Raw genomic sequence first — 16,601 nt, 5'->3', positions numbered from 1 at the left:
GACCCATTTGGCCTGAATGGCACCGTTGCCCCTGGGGCGCGTGGTGCGCCAGCGTGTGGGGTCATGGACCGTGACCCGAGCGGCGCCGCCGCGAGCTCCCTCTCCCGCCGTCAACTGCTCGCCGCCGCCGGTGCGGCCGGGGCCGTCACCGCCGTCGGGGCGGTGCCGGTGGCGGCTCGGCAGCGCGACGGGCTCTCGCTGTCGTTCAGCGCGGCAACCAACGGCTCCGCGAGCCTCTCGCCCGCCGGGGACTGGCTGGTCGCCGAGGTCCAGAGCGTGCTGTGGTCGCTGCCCCGGCACGGCGGCAAGGCCGTGCCGCTCACCCCGGCCGGTCTCGAACCCGGCCGTCCCGTCCACTCGCCCGACGGATCACTCATCGCGTTCTGCGCCTATGAGGGCGGCGGATATCACGTGTGGACCATGCGGCCGGACGGCTCGCAGGTGCGACGGCGCACCGAGGGGCCCTGGGACGACCGGGGACCGGCCTGGTCGCCGGACGGAACGCGGATCGCCTTCGCGTCCGAGCGCGCGGGCGACCCGGTGGCGGGCAGCTCGTACCGTATCCATGTGCTGGACCTGCGGACCGGGCGGCTCACCCGGCTCACCGGGCTCCCCGGCCAGGACGGGCCGCTCCAGGACGGGGCTTGGGAGGACTTCGACCCCACCTGGTCGCCGGACGGGACGAGGATCCTGTTCGTCCGCGCGAAAGTGGTCACCACCCCCATGGGGCTCGGCGTGGAGGCGCGGACCGTCGCCGCCGTCGCGGCCGAGGGCACCGGGCCCGTCGGCGTCGTGTACACGGAGAGCCAGGCCGCGCAGGTCATGTGCCCGGCCCTGGCGCCCGACGGCCGCCGCCTCGCGCATCTGCGCACCACCGCCGCGCCGAACGGCTCCTGCGTGCTCGTCGTCGACGGCGAGCCGGTCCCCGTCGCCGGGGACGTCGCGCCGGTGCCCCCGCGCTGGACGGCGGCCGGGGAGCTGCTGCTGACCGTCGACGGGCGCTTCACGCTCATACGGCCCGACCGGCCCGGCGAGGCGGAGGCGATTTCGTTCGAGGGCGTGCTGCCGGTGGAGCGGCCGCGCTACCGGGTCAAGGAGTACGACCTCGGCGAGGGGCGCGTGCGGCCGGTGCGGGGCGTGCATCTGCCCGCGCTCTCGCCGGACGGGCGGCGCATCGCGTTCGCCGCGCTCAACACGCTGTGGCTGGCGGACACTTCGGGCGCCCGGCCGCCCGAGCGGCTGCGCGAGTCGGCGCCGACGCGCTATCTGCTCGGTCCCGTCTGGACGCGCGACGGGCGGGCGCTGCTGTACGCCGACGACCGCGACGGGCTGCTCGGCGTCTACCGTCGGGATCTGGCCACCGGCGAGGAGAGCGCCCTCGCGACCGGCGGGCGGGTGCACCCGGCGCTCTCGCCCGACGGCAAGCGGCTCGCCTGCCTCGACATGACCGGCCACCTGCTCGTACGCGACCTGGCGTCCGGCACCGAACGCGTCCTGGCGGCGCCGCTGGGCGGCGGCGGACTGCCCGGCCGTCCCAGCTGGTCGCCCGACGGCCGCCATGTCGCGCTCTGCGACCGCAACCGCCTCAACGCCCGCTTCAGGGAGGGCTACAACCTCATCCGGGTCGTCGACACCGAGACCGGCACCGCCCGCCTCCACGCGGTGGCACCGCACGTCTCCCTCTCGGACCGGTACGACTCGGGGCCCGTCTGGTCGCCCGACGGGCGCTGGATGGCGGTGATCGTCGAGTCCGCGCTCTGCCTGCTGCCCGTCGCCCCCGACGGCACCCCGCAGGGCCCGCCGCGCACCCTGACCAGTGAACCCGCCGACCACCCGTCCTGGTCGGGGGACTCGAAGACGCTGCTGTATCTGTCCGGGGCACGGCTTCGGCTCATCGGCGTCGACGGCGGCCCCGCGCGCACGGTCCGGGTGCCGCTGGAGGCGCGCCGGCCCGCGCCCGCCGACGTGGTGGTGCACGCCGGGCGGCTGTGGGACGGCACCGGCGAGAAGGTCCGCGACGACGTCGACATCGTCGTACGGGACGGGCGCGTCGCGGCCGTCGAGCCGCACCGCGGCCGTGGGGCGCTGCGCCGGATCGACGCCTCGGAGCGGACGGTCGTGCCCGGCCTGTGGGACACGCACACCCACCCCTGGCAGAGCACCTACGGCGGCCGTCAGACCGCCGGCCAGCTCACCTATGGGATCACCACGGCCGTCTCGCTCGGCGGATTCGCCTACGAACAGGCCCGCATCCGTGAGGCGGTGGCCGCCGGGCAGCTCGCCGGACCCCGGCTGCTGACCACGGGGGAGCTGCTCGACGGCTCCCGGGTGGCGTACAGCATGGGGCGCGCCCATCGCACCGAGGAGGGGCTGCGGCGGTCGCTGGAGCGGGGCGCGGCGCTCGACTGGGACTTCGTCAAGACCTATGTGCGCGCGCCGGGCTGGGTGATGGAGGCGGCGGCCCGGTTCGCCCACGAACGCCTCGGGGTGCGCGCCGGAAGCCATCTGCTCTCGCCCGGTGTGCAGGTGGGCCAGGACCTGACGACCCATCTGCAGGCAACCCAGCGCGCCGAGTTCGGGCACGCCACCACCGCGTCGGGGCGTGCGTACGAGGACGTGGTGGAGGTCTACTCCGCGCGCGGCGTCAACTTCGCGCTCATCGCCACGCCGTTCACCTCGGCGCCGCTGATCGGGGCCGATCCCGCTCTCGCCGAGGATCCCCGGGTCACCGTCGTGATGCCGCCGTGGGACTCCGCGGCGGTGCGGCAGTCGGCGGGTGTGCCGCCGACGGCGGCCCAACTGGCCACGCTGCGCACGGAGACCGACGTCTACCGCCGTGTCCTCGCGGCCGGAGGCCTCGTCGCGCTCGGCACGGACGCGCCGATCGTCCCCGTCGGCCTCTCCCTGCACCTGGGCCTGCGCGCGCTGCACCGGGGCGGCTTCTCCCCGGCGGCGGCCCTGCGCACCGCGACCGTGCTCCCGGCCCGCCTCTTCGGGGTCGAGCGGCACCTCGGCACCGTGGAGGAGGGGAAGATCGCCGACCTGACCGTGGTGGACGGCGACCCGTTCGAGGACTTCGACGCGATGGTACGGACGGTCGCCGTGCTCCGGGGCGGAGTGCCGTACGAGACCGAGGAGTTGGTGGCCGCGTTCGAGCAGCACGCGCGGCACGCGGCCGCCGACGAGGAGTGGCTCTCGGTGGGGCGGCTGATGCGGCGCGGCGGGTGCTGCGACATGGAGGCCGAACTGCCCGGGTGAACGCGGGCGGGGCGCGGCGGGTGGTCAGCGGCTCGCGGCGACCGCCGCGACGATGGCGTGGGTCAGCCGGGTGACATAGGCGTCGTCGGTCGGACCGCCCGCCGCCAGCATGCGGAAGTACAGCGGCGCGCCGAACAGGTCGGTGGCCAGGCTCGTGTCGATGTCGGGCGGCAGTTCGCCCCGTACCGTCGCGCGGTCCAGGAGGGTCGCGACCGCCGAGCGGCGCGGGGCGAGGACGGCGTGGTGGAGCGCGTCGTGGAGCGAGGCGCTGCGGGCCGACTCGGCCAGGAGGTCGGGGATGATCCGGCCCACCAGGGGGTGCCGCAGCGCCCCCAGGGTCTCGCGGACGAACCGTTCGACGTCGCCGTGGAGCGACCCCGAGTCCGTCGTCGTCGGGATGTGCGCGGCCGCCGCCTCGGAGACCAGCTCGACGACCATGGCCTCCTTGGAGGGCCAGCGGCGGTAGAGCGCCGCCTTGCCGACGCCCGCTCGGCGGGTCACGGCCTCCATGGACATCCGTGCGTACCCGGACTCCGCCAGCTCCTCGAACATCGCCCGGCGGATCGTTTCGGTCACGGACTCGCGCAGGACGCCGACACCGGCGGGCGGACGCCGTACTTCGCTGTCACGGAGGCTTGCCATGATCGGAGACTAACACGGAACGGAACGGTTGCGTTCCGTGCTGCGGCGGGTGTACGTTCGCGCCCTACGAGCCGGAACGGTGCCGTTCCGTTCAGTGGTTCAGTGGTTCAGCGGGAGGCCCGCGGTGAAGTTCCTCTTCGACGACAAGGCGTTCTCCTTCCAGGCGCTGCGCACCGCGGGACACGCCGCCTGCGGGGGAGCCGATCTCGGAGAAACGCTCGTCACCTGCCAGGACGTTCCGGACGGCAACGAGGCGGCCTGGTGCCGCGCCTGGTCGGCCACCGCCGCCCGTCTGCACCGCACCGGCGACGACGCACTGGCCGCCGGGCACCGGGTGAGCGCGCGCGAGGCGCTGCTGCGGGCCTCCAACTACTACCGCACGGCCGACTTCTTCCGCGTCGAGGACCGCGACAGCGACCCCGAGTCGGACCGCCTCGCGCGGCACTCGCGCGAGACGTTCGCCCGCGCCGCAGAGCTGTTCGACACCCCGGTGATCCCACAGCGCATCCCGTACGAGGGCACGACCCTGCCCGGCTACCTCTTCCTCGCCGGGCCCACGGACGAGCCCCGGCCGACCGTGATCCACCACGGCGGGTACGACTCCACGCTGGAGGAGCTGTACTTCATGGTCGGCGCGGGCGCCCTGCGGCGCGGCTACCACGTGCTCGCCTTCGAGGGGCCCGGCCAGCAGTCCGTGCGCCGCGAGCAGGGCCTGGCCTTCCGGCCGGACTGGGAGGCGGTGGTCACCCCGGTGGTGGACCACGCGCTCACGCTGCCCGGTGTCGACCCCGGGCGGCTCGTCCTCTTCGGCACCAGTTTCGGCGGGCTCCTCGCCGCCCGGGCGGCCGCCTTCGAACGGCGCTTCGCCGCCTGCGTCCTGCACAACGGCATCTACGACTTCTACCGGTTGCCCTTGACGGGCATCCCGGCGCACCTCGCCGAATGGGTCGCGGAGAGCCGCGACGAGGTGGCCGGGCCCGCCCTGGGGGTGGCCATGTCCCACAGCACCCAGCTGCGCTGGTTCCTGCGCCACGGCATGTGGGCGTTCGGGGCCACGACCCCGGCCGAGGCCCTGCGCGCCTGCATGCCGTACAACCTCGACGGCGTGGCCGAGCACATCACCTGCCCGACCCTGGTCCTGGACGCCGAGAACGACGTCGTGGCACGCGGCGAGGCGCAGCGGGTGCACGCCGCGCTGCGCGCCGAGAAGGACCTCGTCCGGTTCGCCGCCGCCGACGGCTCCGGCGAGCACTGCCAGGAGGGCGCCGCCCTCCACTTCCACCAGCAGGTGTTCGACTGGCTCGACGAGCGGGGGATCTGATGCTGTCCGACATAGCGGTCGTCCAGGGAGTACGCACGCCCATCGGGCGGTTCAAGGGCGCGCTGCGGTCGATCCCGGCGCACCGGCTCGGCGCCCTGGTGATCCAGGAAGCGCTGGTGCGGGCGGGCGTCGACCCGCAGGCCGTCGACGAGGTCGTCCTCGGATGCGTCGGCCAGGTGGGGCCGGACGCGTTCAACGCCCGGCGGGCGGCGCTGGCCGCCGGGCTGCCGGTCGGTGTCCGCGCGTACAACGTCAACCGGCTGTGCGGCTCCGGCCTCCAGGCCGTCTGGTCCGCCGCGCAGACGCTCGCCCTGGGCGAGGCGCAGGTCATGGTGGCCGGCGGCAATGAGTCGATGACCCGCCAGCCGCTGCTCGACTACAGCGAGCGTGCCGCCGACGAACTCCCCGGCACTCCTCGGATCGACGGTACGTTCTCGCTGGTCACCGACCCGTTCGCGCACGGCCCGATGGGGCTCACGGGGGAGGCCGTGGCCGCGCGGTTCGCCATCTCCCGGGCGCGTCAAGACAGTTGGGCCGCCGGTAGCCAGCAGCGGGCCGCCGAGGCGCTGGCACGGGGGCGGTTCGCCGGCCAGATCGTTCCCGTACTCACGCCGGACGGCACGGTCGGCAAGGACGAACACCCGCGCCCCGGCACCACCGTGGAACGGCTCGCCCAGCTCGACCCCGCCTTCGCCCCCGACGGCACGGTCACCGCCGGGAACGCGGCCGGGCTCAACGACGGGGCCGCCGCGGTGGTGATGACCCGCGGCACGGAGCTGCTCCCGGGAACCGTCCCGCTCTGTCTGCTGCGCGATGTGGTGGTCACCGCGCTGGAGCCGGAGATCATGGGCTTCGCGCCCGCCGGCGCCATCAGGAAGCTGCTGCGGCGCGCGGGACTCGACGTCGACGACATCGCGGTGGTCGAGCTCAACGAGGCGTTCGCCGCGCAGGTCCTCGCCGTACTCGACGACCTCAAACTGGACCCCGACCGGGTCAACCCGAACGGCGGGGCGATCGCGCTCGGCCACCCGATCGGCGCGACGGGAACCATCCTGCTGCTCAAGGCCGCCCATGAACTGCGCCGCACGGGCGGACGGTTCGCCGTCGTCGCGCTGTGCATCGGCGGCGGCCAGGGCATCGCCGCGCTCATCGAGAACCCGGAGGCCCGCTGATGGGTGAGTACGCCTGGTACCCGGGCCGGGAGCTGACCGAGCACAGCAACGTCGCCCGGTTCTGCCGGACCCACGGCCTGGACGGATACCGCGAACTCCAGCGTCGCTCCGTCGCCGACCCCGAGTGGTACTGGTCCAGCGCCGCCCGCGACATGGGCATCGTCTGGCACGAGCAGCCGCTGTGCGCCCGCGACGGGCGGGGCGGGATCGCCGCCACGCGCTGGTTCCCCGGCGGGCGGACCAACCTGGTCGAGTCCTGTCTGGAGCGCCATGTACGCCACGGCCACCCGGACGCGGACGCCCTGCGCTGGGAGCGCGAGGACGGCACACGGGGACGGCTCGGCTACCGCGAGACGGCGCGGCTCAGCGCCCGGGTCGCCACGGGACTCCGCGGCCTGGGGGTGGGGGAGGGGGACCGGGTGGCGGGGTATCTGCCACCCGGTCCCGAGGCCTTCGTGCTGCTCTTCGCATGCGCCCGCATCGGCGCCGTACTGGTCCCGATGTTCTCCGGCTTCGGCACCGAGGCGCTGGCGGTGCGGCTGGCCGACGCCGGGGCCCGGGTGCTGGTGACGGCCGGGGCGACGACCCGGCGCGGCAAGCGGTACGAGATGCTGCCCGTCGCCCGCGCGGCGGCGCGGAAGGTGCCCGACGTGCGCCACCTCGTGGTCGTCGCCGACGAGCCGCCGGACAGCGCCTCGCTGTCCGGCGCCGCCACCACCACCTGGCGGGCGCTGACCGAGGCGAAGCCCGCCGAGACCGTTCCGCTGCCCGCCGACGCCCCCTTCCTCGTGCTGTACACCTCCGGCACCACCGGCCGCCCCAAGGGCGCCGTCCACACCCACGGCGGGTTTCCCGTCCAGGTCGGCTCCGAGGTCCGCTACAACCTCGACGTGCGCCCCGACGACGTGGCGTTCTGGGTCACCGACCCCGGGTGGATCATGTTCGCCCTGGTCGTCATCGGCTGCACCCTCGCGGGCGCCTGCGTCCTCACGTACGAAGGCGCCGTCGACCACCCCGACCCGGCCCGGCTGTGGCGGCTCCTGGACGAGCACCGCGTCAGCGTCTTCGGCAGCTCGCCCAGCCTCGCGCGGGCGATGATGACCGGCGCCGGGCCCGGGTCCGCCGCGTCCCGGCTGCGGATCCTCGGCTCCACCGGCGAGCCCTGGACCGAGGACGCCTGGCGCTGGTACTCCGAGGAGGTCGGCGGCGGACGCTGCCCCGTCATCAACATCAGCGGCGGTACCGAGGTGGGCGGTTCGCTGTTGGCGTCCGCGCCCACCGTCCCGCAGTCGCCGTGCGGCTTCACCGGGCCCTGTCTGGGCATCGACGCGGTCATCGAGGACGCGGACGGCGCCGAGGCCGGCGAGGGGGAGATGGGCGAGCTGGTGATCCGTCAGTCCTGGCCGGGCATGACCCGGGGGCTGTGGCGCTCGCCCGAGCGGTTCGCCCACACCTACTTCAGCCGCAGGCCCGGCCGCTGGTCCCACGGCGACCTCGCGTCCCGCTCCGACGGGGAGTGGTTCGTGCACGGCCGCCTCGACGACGTGATGAAGGTGGCGGGCAAACGGCTCGGCCCCGCCGAGGTCGAGGAGGCCGTGCTCGGGGACCCCGCTGTGGCCGAGGCGGCGGCGGTCGGGGTGCCGCACCCGGTGAAGGGCGAGGCGCTCTGGTGCTTCGTGGTGCCCGCGCACGGGACGCTGTCGGCGCCCGAGGCCGACCGGATCCGTACCCGCGTGGCCGACGCGCTGGGGCCCGCCTTCCGGCCCAGCCGCGTGGTCGCCCTGCCCGAACTGCCGCGCACCCGCACCGGCAAGGTGATGCGCCGGCTGATCCGCGACTGCGTCACCCAGGACGTGCCCGGCGACCTGTCCACGCTCGCCAACCCGCACAGCCTCGCAGCGCTGCGCGCCGCCCTCCACGAGGTGGCCGAGGGCTGACCCGGAACACGGCCGTCCGCACGCCAACAGCGGCCATAGACAAGGGAGTTCCATGCCGACGATCGACATTCTCCTGCCCGGCTTCGCCATCGACACCGACCAGGGCTACCCCGCCTTCTGCGGGGTCTTCCTCGTCCGGGGCGCCGACGCCACCGGCCGCCCCCGCACCATCCTCGTCGACGCCGCCCATGTGGGGCGCCGGCCCCATCTGTGGGCGGCGCTCGCGGCCCACGGTCTGACGGCGGCGGACATCGACACCGTGGTGCTCACCCACGCGCACTGGGACCACGTACAGAACATCGACCTCTTCCCCGGCGCCGAGCTGCTCCTCCACGCCGACGAGCGGCGCTACGCGCACGCGCCGCACTCCAACGACTGGGCGACCCCCGCCTGGACGGGGCTGCTGCTCGAACAGCTGCCCATCCGGGAGGTGGTGGACGGCGAGGAGATCCTGCCCGGCGTCAGCGTCATCGGCCTGCCCGGACACTCGCCCGGCAGCATCGGCGTCCTGGTCGACACGGACGCCGGGGTGGCCGCGATCACCGGCGACGCCCTGCACTTCGCGTACGTGGCCACGACGCGCCGCAACCCGCTGATCTTCTGGGACGCCGAGCTGGCGGCCCGCAGCATCGACCGGGTGGTCCGGGCGGCCGATGTCATCTACCCGGGCCACGACCGCCCCTTCCGTCTCACCTCCGACGGCGCCATCGACTACCAGGAGCCGTTCGCGCTCACCGTGACGGGGCTGCGCCCCGACACCGAAGGGCTCGCCTTCGCCGACGGCTCCTCGCGCCCGCTGTGGGTCATGCCCGGTGTGGACGAGCAACGCACCCTGTACGAGAAGAACGCGGAGGAGGCCCGCCGGCGCATGGCCGGGGTGCCGCGCGTGGTACGCCCGCAGTGAACTGATGGTCCGTCATGTTCCGGTCCTCCGCGCCTCGGTGAGCAGCGCGGCCAGGGAGCGGTTGAGCTCTTCGAAGAACGGCTCGGGGGCATCGCGCGGGAAGAAGTGGCCGCCTGGCACGGTGGTCAGCCGGAACTCCCGCGCGTACCGCGCCCAGGCATAGACCGCGCCGGGGTCCACGAGAGCGTCGTCCGCGCCCGCGAAGGCCCGGATGTCGAGCGGCAGCCGCTGCTTGGCCGCCTCCGGGTCCGGCAGCCCGGCCTCCCGGTGGCTGGCGCAGATGCGCAGGTCGTCCCGGACGATGGGCAGCAGCGCGCGCAGCCAGTCGTCGCGGCCCAGGAACTGCGGGTGCAGCCCGCCGACGTCCACCAGGAGGCGGGCGAGGTCCGCGTCACCGTACAGATCGGCGGGCGGCAGGGGCGGGGTGAGGTGCGGGGCCGCGTACGCGCCGACGAACAGCGCGAGCGGCGCCCGGCCCCCCGCCCGCATCCGGGCCGCCACCGTCGCGAAGCCGGTCAGCGCGCCCATGCTGTGCCCGTACACCGCGTACGGGCGGTCGAGCCACGGGGCGAGCTCGTCGGCGAGGGCTTTGGCCAGGGTCCCCGCATCGGTGAACCGGCGCTCGCGGAACCGGGACTCGCGGCCGGGCAACTGCACGGGCACGACGTCGACCCCGGGCAGCACCCGCGCGGGCCACGGGCCGAAGAACGACGCCCCGCCGCCCGCGTGGTGGAAACAGAACAGCCGCAGCGGCGCGTCCTCGCGCGGCGCCCGCACGAGGCAGCCCGCCGGAGCGGCCGTGGCCGGGCCGCTCACGCGCGCACCACCTCGTACATCTGCTGGAAGGTCACGGCCTCCAGCAGGTCGGCCACCGGGATGCGGCGGCCGGTGACGCTCTCCACCACGGTGACCAGGCGCAGCAGATGCACCGAGTCCCACTCGGCCACTTCGTCGAGGGGGCGGTCGAGGTCCTCGGGGGCGACACGGATGCCGAGTTCGTCCTCCAGGAGCGCGCAGAATCCGGTGGCGTCGGCGATGGCGGTGGCGGTCATGGTCAGTTCTCCTCGAAGGCGGTGTGCAGCCGCAGATGGGCGGGGGCGGGCGTGAGGTCGCGCAGGGCGTGGCGGAAGACGACGGTGGTGGGGTCGTCGGGGGCGACGCCCGAGGGGACGAAGCCGTGGTCGATGTAGAAGGAGGCGAAGGCGGCGTTGCGCGGGGTGGGCCGGTGGCGGGCGAGCGCGCCGTGCGCGCCGGACGCCGCCGCGTGCTCCAGGACGGCCGCCAGGCAGGCGCTCTCGATGCCGCGCGAGAACACCCGGCAGCTCAGTACGTAGTTGTCGATGTGCAGGTCCTCCGCGTCGCGGCGCAGGAAGACCGCGCCGACCAGGCCGTGGTCGCCGAACCGGTCGCGGGCCCGGACCACCAGCACGCTGCGGTCCGGGTGTTCGGCCCACTCGCGCACCTGCGGCAGCTGGAGGCGCTCGGGGGCGAGGTGGAACTGGTTGGTGCGCAGGGTGAGCTGGGAGACCCGGGTCAGCTCCGCGGGCTCCGGCGGGCGCACCGTCACCTCGATGCCGAGACCGTCCAGATAGTCCTGGTACGAGCCGGTGTCCTCGCGGAACTCCTGCCGCCTGGCCTCGGTGCGGTAGCGGCCCGCCCGCTCGCGGTCCTCGTCGGTGAGCACGGGCAGGTCGAACCAGCCGTCCGCGAGCAGCGCGGCCGGGTGCAGAGCCGGCTCCTCGTCGACCCGGACCACCGCGATCTGCGGCAGCTGCTCGCGGACCAGACCGCACTCGAAGGTGCTGTCGTCGACGAAGACGAAGCTGTCCAGGCCGATCCCGAGCCGCTCCGCGATGTCGCGCAGATTGTCGTGCTTGGCCGACCAGTTGGCGTTGACGCGGACGAAGTCGTCCTCGCGCAGCAGCATCGAGGGGTGCTCGCGCAGCACCTCGCGCACTCTGGCGTCGTCGTTCTTGCTGCTGACGGCGAGCAGCACCCCCTGCGAGCCGAGCTGGGTCACCACGCGCTGGAACTCGACGAACGCCTCGCCGCGGAACCCGCTGCCGAGCTCGATGCCGTCCATCCCGTCCTCGCCGAGCACCCCGCCCCACAGCGTCCCGTCCAGATCGAGGACGAGGCACTTGCGGGTCCGCCCGAGCAGCCCCGTCACGAGGTGACCGACGTCGCGGGCGTAGCTCGCGAGCAGCCCCTCGGCGAGGCGAGCCTTGGCGTACAGACCTGTGCGCGGCTCGTACGCGGGTGTCCCCTGCGCGATCAGCGGGTCGAGGTCGACGACGATCAGCCCGGGGTGCTCCTCGGCGAGCGCGAGCAGTCCGCTGTTGAACTCCCGCCAGACGACGCCCAGTCGGGCCCGGGAGCGCAGGTCGACGAGCTGGCGGGCGTGGCGGTGCAGCAGCGGAACCGTGTTGAGGACCAGCGGGCCGCGCCCGCCGTCCTGATGGGCGCGCACGGCCTGCCCGATCAGGGCGAGCCGGGATCGGGCCGCGGCCTCGACGTCCTCGACCCGCCAGGGCAGCGGCACCTCCTCGAAGACGGTGTGCGCGTCCAGCAGGCACAGGGTGAGACGGGGCTGGGGCCCGGCGGCGGAGCCGGCGGGACCGAGCAGGTCCGCCAGATACGAGCCGTAGGGCGAGACCACGGGGTCGAGCAGCAGTCCGTGGCGCGCCAGCTCCGCGGTGAGCGGGGCGACCAGCGGGGCGACGGTGGACTGGCCGGTGACCGCGACGGTCACCACGGGCACGCCGGGGTGGTGGCGCACGACGTCGTCGCGGTCGAGCCGGGCGAGCAGCTGGCCCGCGGCGGGCAGTTGCCGCTCCGGCAGCCGCGCGAGCAGCGGCCGCACCGAGGCGTACTCGGCCTCAAGGCGCCCGGCGGCGTACAGGCCGCGCAGGGTGCGCAGGGCCTCGGGATCCTGCCAACTGCCCTCGGCGGCCGTGGCGTTGGTGGCTGTCGTGGTCATGCGCGCTCCAGGGCGATGCCGGACTTGATCCACTTGCTGGACTCCACGGCGACGGTGACCGCGCGCCCGCCGCCCTGCCACTGGCCGAGCAGTTCGGCGAGCTGGAGGAAGGGCAGTGCGTTGCCGTTGTTGCCCACCGTGCGCACCACGTTGACGCGCTGGGCGAGCGGGGCGGGCATCGCGTCGGAGATGCGGTCGCTCATACGGCCGGAGAGCTGTGGCGGGAGCAGATAGTCCACCTGGTCGGCCGTCCAGCCCACGTCCCCGATCAGCTCCCAGAACATCTGGGTCGCCAGCACCGGCACCGCCGCCTCGATCGCCTTGTAGTCCTCAGAGACCGCGGTGCGGTCGCTGTGCCGGTCGCCCAGGCCGAACCAGTCGATGACCTGGCCGGGCGCCTTGCCCAGGCCCACCAGGCGGTTGAGGATCTGGCGGATCTCGACGCGCTCGCCGAAGGACTCGGCGCTGAGCACCGCCGCGCCCGCCCCGTCGCCGAACAGGATGTAGTTGACCAGCTCGGCGGGGGTGCGCGAGCCGGGGTCGAAGTCGGTCTCCAGGTGCTTGGCGCAGACGTCGCCGCCGATCACCAGGACCGTGGAGCAGCGCCCGGCCAGGAGCATGGTGCGGGCCACGTCGAGCGCCTGTATGGCCCCGGCGCAGCCCGACTGGAGCTGGTAGGTGGGGACGTTGTCGATGCCGAGGCGGTCCGCCACCAGGTTCACGGTGGCGGGCATCAGCTGGTCCGGGGTGGCGGTGCCCATGACGACGCAGTCGATGTCGACGGCCTCCAGGCCCGCCGCCGCCAGGGCGCGGTCCGCCGCGGTCGACGCGATGTCCGCGAGCGAGTGGCGCACGTGGCCGGTCGCCAGGTCGACGGCGAAGTGCCGGCTGACGTTGCCGATGAACATCTCGGCCCACTGCTCGTCGACGCCGACGAGCTTGGCCAGGGTCGCGTTGTCCACCGGCTCGCCCGGCAGACAGGTGCCGACCGAGACCAGGTGGGCGACGGGGGCGGGTGAGGGGCTCATGTGCGCGGTCCTTCCGGGGCGGACGGTGTCGGGGCAGTCGGTACGAGGAGGCGCTCGCCCAGATAGCGGGTGAGGTCGCCCACGGTCTCCAGGCTTGCCAGCAGCTCCTCGACGGGCAGGCTGCCGAGCTCGGGCAGCTCGTTCTCGATACGGGTCTTGAGCTCCATGACCTGGATCGAGTCGAAGCCGAGGTCCTCGGCCAGGCGGGAGTGGGCCCGTACCGCCGAGGGGTCGTGCCCGCCGACCCGGCACACCAGACGGTGCGTCACCTCGGACACCCGGCGGGGGGAACCTCCGTCCGGGGCCGGCGGGCACGTTTGCGCGAGGTCCGCCGTCGGCGGTACCGCGGCTGCCGCGTCCATGGCGGGGGGCTGGGGCGCGGGCAGGCCGGGGGCCGCGGCCGAGCGCCAGGCGCGGAAGCTGTCGTCGAAGACGTACGGCGGCAGCCGGCGCGGCACGCGGTGCGCCTCCGGGTACAGGCTGTCCCAGGTGGGGTCGGCCCCGGCGCTCCACAGCTCCCCGAGCAGATGGTGCAGCGGGTGGCGGGGCGCGCGCTCGCCCGGGTGGGCGGCGAGGCAGCTCACCGGGTCCGCGTCGGCCGGCCTGAGCCGGGCGAGCATGGGGGTGAGCACGGCGCGCGGGCCGATCTCCACGACATGTGTGACGCCCGACGAGAACAGCTCGGCGGCGGCGTCGGCGAACCGCACCGGCGCGGTGATCTGGCGCGCCCAGTACGCGGCGTCCATGCGCTCCTTGTCGCCCATGACCCTTCCGTACACGGTCGAGAAGACCGGCACCGAGGCGGCGCGCGCCGCCACGTCCGCGCCCTCCTGCCGGAACGGTTCGACGGCGGGCCGCATCAGCGGGGAGTGGAAGGCGTGCGAGACGGTCAGCGGGCGGGCTTTGACACCCCGGTCGGCCAACGTGGTGCGCAGCAGGGCGAGTTCGTCGGTCCCACCGGCGACCACGGTGCTGCGCGGGCCGTTGACGGCCGCGACGCACACCCGCGCGGGATCACTGAGCAGCGCCTCCACCTCCGCCTCCGGCAGCGGTACGGCGAGCATGCCGCCGCCGTCCGGGAGCGCCTCCATGAGCGCGCCCCGGCGGGCCACGAGGCGGGCCGCGTCGGCGGGTTCGAGCACTCCGGCCACGCACGCGGCGGCGAACTCGCCGATGCTGTGGCCGATGACGGCGGCGGGCCGGATCCCGGCGTCGGCCAGGGCGCCCGCCATCGCGTACTCGACCGCGAAGAGCGCGGGCTGGGCCAGGCCCGTGCGGTGCACCCCCGGATCGCCCTCCAGGACCGCGTCGCGCACCGAGCGGCCGAGGTGGCCGGCGAGGTGTTCGTCGATCTCGTCGAAGAGGCGGGCGTAGACGGGCGAGGAGGTGTACCAGGAGGCGGCCATGCCGGGGTGCTGGGCGCCCTGTCCGGTGAACGCGTACGCCACCGAGGGCGCCGTGCGCCGCACCCCGCCCTCCTCGTCGTGGGCGCGACCGGCGGCCGCGCGCAGCCCGGACACCAGGGACGCCAGATCGCCCGCGGCGACGGCGACGCGGTGCGGCAGCCGGGACTTGACGCGGTTGCTGGTCCAGCACAGCTGGGCGAGCCGGTCCTCCGGCAGCCGGGCCAGCGCGTCGGCCTGGGCCAGCAGATTGGGGCGCAGCTGGCGCGCGGAGCGGGCGGACACGGTGAACACGCCCGGGACCCGCTCGCCGGAGCGGTGGACCGCGCGCGGCGGGGAGGAGAGCACCGCGTGGGCGTTGGTGCCGCCCATGCCGAAGCTGCTGACGGCGGCGTGCACGGTACCGGACGGCAGCCGCAGCGGGGACCTGAGCAGCGCGAGACGCCGCCCGGGCAGCTGGAGCCTGGGGTTCTCGTCGTCGGCGAACCGGCTGGGCGGCACGGTGCGGTGGTGCAGGGCGAGGACGGTCTTGACGACCCCGGCGATCCCGGCGGCCCCCTCGGCGTGCCCGAAGTTGCTCTTGACCGAGCCGAGCGCGACGCTGCCGCCGCTGCGCCCGCTGGTGAGATGGCCGAGCGCCTGCGCCTCCATCATGTCGCCGAGGAGCGTGCCGGTGCCGTGTGCCTCGATGAAGCCGATGTCGTCGGCGCCGACCTCGGCTGCGCGCCACACCCGCTCGATGAGCTCCTGCTGGGCCCACCGGTTGGGCGCGGTGATCCCGTTGCTGCGGCCGTCCTGGTTGACACCGGTGCCGCGCAGCACGGCGTAGACGGGCTGGCGGTCGGCGAGCGCGTCGGCGAGCCGGCGCAGGACCAGTACGGCGACGCCCTCGGCGCGGCCGATGCCGTCGGCCGAGGCGCTGAACGGCTTGCAGCGGCCGTCGGGCGCGGACAGGCCCGCCTGGGTGTAGAAGATGTTGAGGACGGGCGTCATGATCAGGTTGGTGCCCGCAGCGAGCGCGTAGTCGCAGTCGCCCGTGCGCAGCGCCCCGGAGGCGAGGTGCAGGGCGACGAGCGAGGACGAGCACGCCGTGTCGACCGCGAGGCTGGGACCCTTGAGGTCCAGGTGGTACGAGACCCGGTTGGCGCCCATGAAGTAGCCGTTGCCGGAGCCGTGCCGGGCGGTGATCCGGTCGTAGTCGGCCAGTTGGAGGTGGGCCCACTCGTTGGCCATCACCCCCACGAAGACGCCGGTGTCGGTGCCGGCCAGGTCCTCGGGGGCCACCGTCGCGTCCTCGATGGCGCGCCAGGAGCACTGGAGCAGCAGCCGCTGCTGCGGGTCCATGGCGGCCGCCTCGCGCGGCGAGATCCCGAAGAAGGCGGGGTCGAAGGCGTCCGGGTCGTCGATGAAGCCGCCGCGCACGGTGTTGGAGCGGCCGGGGGGCCGGGCCTCGCCCGGGGCGGCCGGGCCGTCGAGCCGGTAGCGGTCCGCCTCCCAGCGCTCCTCGGGGACGCGCCGGGTGCCGTCCCGGCCCTCCATCAGGAGATTCCAGAACTCGCCTGCGTCCCGGGCCCCGGGGAAGCGGCAGTCGAGCCCGACGACCGCGACCGGTTCGGGTGCGCTCATGAGGCCACCCCGGCGTCCGCGGCATCACCGACGGCGAGCAGCTCGGCGAGGTGCCCGGCGATGGCGCGTACCGTCGGGAAGTCGTAGGCGAGGGTCGGCGGGACCGCCAGCAGGTGGCGCTCCTCTATCTCGCCGCAGATGCCGATGGCGGCCACCGAGTCGATGCCGTAGTCGGCGAGCGGGGTGGTCGGGTCGATCTCCCGGGCGGGCCGGTGCAGATGGAAGGCCACCCGGTCGGTGAGCCACTTCTCCAGGTCCGCCGGGGCCAGAACCGGGGTCTGCGGGCGGATCGCGGTGCGGGTGTCGGGGGCGATGGACATGAGGAACCTC

12 protein-coding genes are annotated in these 16,601 nt (G+C 74.4%); 5 read left to right on the top strand and 7 right to left on the bottom strand.

What is annotated here, in order from left to right; genetic code table 11:
* The first annotated feature begins 63 nt into the window (after positions 1-63).
* Complete coding sequence (locus tag AB0G17_RS09970; RefSeq protein ID WP_361378406.1) at positions 64-3,258, top strand: amidohydrolase family protein; 3,195 nt, start codon at positions 64-66, stop codon at positions 3,256-3,258.
* 24 nt (positions 3,259-3,282) lie between these two features.
* Here AB0G17_RS09970 and AB0G17_RS09965 read toward each other — a convergent pair whose 3' ends face one another.
* Positions 3,283-3,900: a TetR/AcrR family transcriptional regulator gene (locus AB0G17_RS09965; protein WP_361378403.1), complete on the bottom strand. Its 618-nt coding sequence runs from the start codon at positions 3,898-3,900 to the stop codon at positions 3,283-3,285.
* Between the two features lie 124 nt (positions 3,901-4,024).
* Here AB0G17_RS09965 and AB0G17_RS09960 point away from each other — a divergent pair, with 124 nt between their 5' ends.
* The 4 genes from AB0G17_RS09960 to AB0G17_RS09945 are packed head-to-tail and all read left to right on the top strand — an operon-like array spanning position 4,025 to position 9,234.
* On the top strand, positions 4,025-5,221 hold the full coding sequence (locus tag AB0G17_RS09960; RefSeq protein WP_361378400.1) for an alpha/beta fold hydrolase: 1,197 nt from the start codon (positions 4,025-4,027) through the stop codon (positions 5,219-5,221).
* On the top strand, positions 5,221-6,393 hold the full coding sequence (locus tag AB0G17_RS09955; protein ID WP_361378397.1) for a thiolase family protein: 1,173 nt from the start codon (positions 5,221-5,223) through the stop codon (positions 6,391-6,393). The genes AB0G17_RS09960 and AB0G17_RS09955 overlap by 1 nt, the downstream gene beginning before the upstream one ends.
* Positions 6,393-8,330, top strand: a complete 1,938-nt coding sequence (locus AB0G17_RS09950) for an AMP-binding protein (RefSeq protein WP_361378394.1) — start codon at positions 6,393-6,395, stop codon at positions 8,328-8,330. The genes AB0G17_RS09955 and AB0G17_RS09950 overlap by 1 nt, the downstream gene beginning before the upstream one ends.
* A gap of 52 nt (positions 8,331-8,382) precedes the next feature.
* A complete protein-coding gene (locus AB0G17_RS09945) occupies positions 8,383-9,234 on the top strand; it encodes an MBL fold metallo-hydrolase (RefSeq protein ID WP_361378391.1) in 852 nt (283 codons plus the stop codon).
* A 12-nt stretch (positions 9,235-9,246) separates the two neighbouring features.
* On the opposite strand, the gene AB0G17_RS09940 is transcribed toward AB0G17_RS09945, so the two are convergent.
* Genes AB0G17_RS09940 through AB0G17_RS09915 form a run of 6 tightly spaced genes read right to left on the bottom strand, consistent with a single transcriptional unit; the run spans position 9,247 to position 16,591 of the window.
* Entirely contained in the window at positions 9,247-10,050 is an 804-nt protein-coding gene (locus AB0G17_RS09940; RefSeq protein ID WP_361378388.1) for a thioesterase domain-containing protein, read from the bottom strand.
* Positions 10,047-10,286, bottom strand: coding sequence for a phosphopantetheine-binding protein (locus AB0G17_RS09935; protein WP_361378385.1), 240 nt, complete (start codon positions 10,284-10,286; stop codon positions 10,047-10,049). The genes AB0G17_RS09940 and AB0G17_RS09935 overlap by 4 nt, the downstream gene beginning before the upstream one ends.
* A 2-nt stretch (positions 10,287-10,288) precedes the next feature.
* Positions 10,289-12,214 (bottom strand): HAD-IIIC family phosphatase, encoded by a 1,926-nt coding sequence (locus AB0G17_RS09930; protein WP_361378382.1) that lies wholly within the window; start codon positions 12,212-12,214, stop codon positions 10,289-10,291.
* Complete coding sequence (locus tag AB0G17_RS09925; protein ID WP_361378379.1) at positions 12,211-13,242, bottom strand: 3-oxoacyl-ACP synthase III family protein; 1,032 nt, start codon at positions 13,240-13,242, stop codon at positions 12,211-12,213. The genes AB0G17_RS09930 and AB0G17_RS09925 overlap by 4 nt, the downstream gene beginning before the upstream one ends.
* A complete protein-coding gene (locus AB0G17_RS09920) occupies positions 13,239-16,271 on the bottom strand; it encodes a beta-ketoacyl synthase N-terminal-like domain-containing protein (RefSeq protein ID WP_361378376.1) in 3,033 nt (1,010 codons plus the stop codon). Before AB0G17_RS09920 ends, AB0G17_RS09925 begins: the two co-directional genes overlap by 4 nt.
* Positions 16,268-16,591, bottom strand: a complete 324-nt coding sequence (locus AB0G17_RS09915; protein WP_361378373.1) for an acyl carrier protein — start codon at positions 16,589-16,591, stop codon at positions 16,268-16,270. The genes AB0G17_RS09920 and AB0G17_RS09915 overlap by 4 nt, the downstream gene beginning before the upstream one ends.
* Positions 16,592-16,601: the final 10 nt, after the last annotated feature.

The organism is Streptomyces sp. NPDC023838, assembly GCF_040639555.1.
Lineage (GTDB): Bacteria > Actinomycetota > Actinomycetes > Streptomycetales > Streptomycetaceae > Streptomyces.
Note: the sequence above shows the minus strand (reverse complement) of the source record. Positions and strands in the feature narration are given on the sequence as shown.

Excerpts from the sequence above, each read along its gene's own strand:
- AB0G17_RS09970 (WP_361378406.1), top strand. The coding sequence starts at position 64 with ATGGACCGTGACCCGAGCGGCGCCGCCGCGAGCTCCCTCTCCCGCCGT.
- AB0G17_RS09965 (WP_361378403.1), bottom strand. The coding sequence starts at position 3,900 with ATGGCAAGCCTCCGTGACAGCGAAGTACGGCGTCCGCCCGCCGGTGTC.
- AB0G17_RS09955 (WP_361378397.1), top strand. The coding sequence starts at position 5,221 with ATGCTGTCCGACATAGCGGTCGTCCAGGGAGTACGCACGCCCATCGGG.
- AB0G17_RS09950 (WP_361378394.1), top strand. The coding sequence starts at position 6,393 with ATGGGTGAGTACGCCTGGTACCCGGGCCGGGAGCTGACCGAGCACAGC.
- AB0G17_RS09945 (WP_361378391.1), top strand. The coding sequence starts at position 8,383 with ATGCCGACGATCGACATTCTCCTGCCCGGCTTCGCCATCGACACCGAC.
- AB0G17_RS09935 (WP_361378385.1), bottom strand. The coding sequence starts at position 10,286 with ATGACCGCCACCGCCATCGCCGACGCCACCGGATTCTGCGCGCTCCTG.
- AB0G17_RS09930 (WP_361378382.1), bottom strand. The coding sequence starts at position 12,214 with ATGACCACGACAGCCACCAACGCCACGGCCGCCGAGGGCAGTTGGCAG.
- AB0G17_RS09925 (WP_361378379.1), bottom strand. The coding sequence starts at position 13,242 with ATGAGCCCCTCACCCGCCCCCGTCGCCCACCTGGTCTCGGTCGGCACC.
- AB0G17_RS09920 (WP_361378376.1), bottom strand. The coding sequence starts at position 16,271 with ATGAGCGCACCCGAACCGGTCGCGGTCGTCGGGCTCGACTGCCGCTTC.
- AB0G17_RS09915 (WP_361378373.1), bottom strand. The coding sequence starts at position 16,591 with ATGTCCATCGCCCCCGACACCCGCACCGCGATCCGCCCGCAGACCCCG.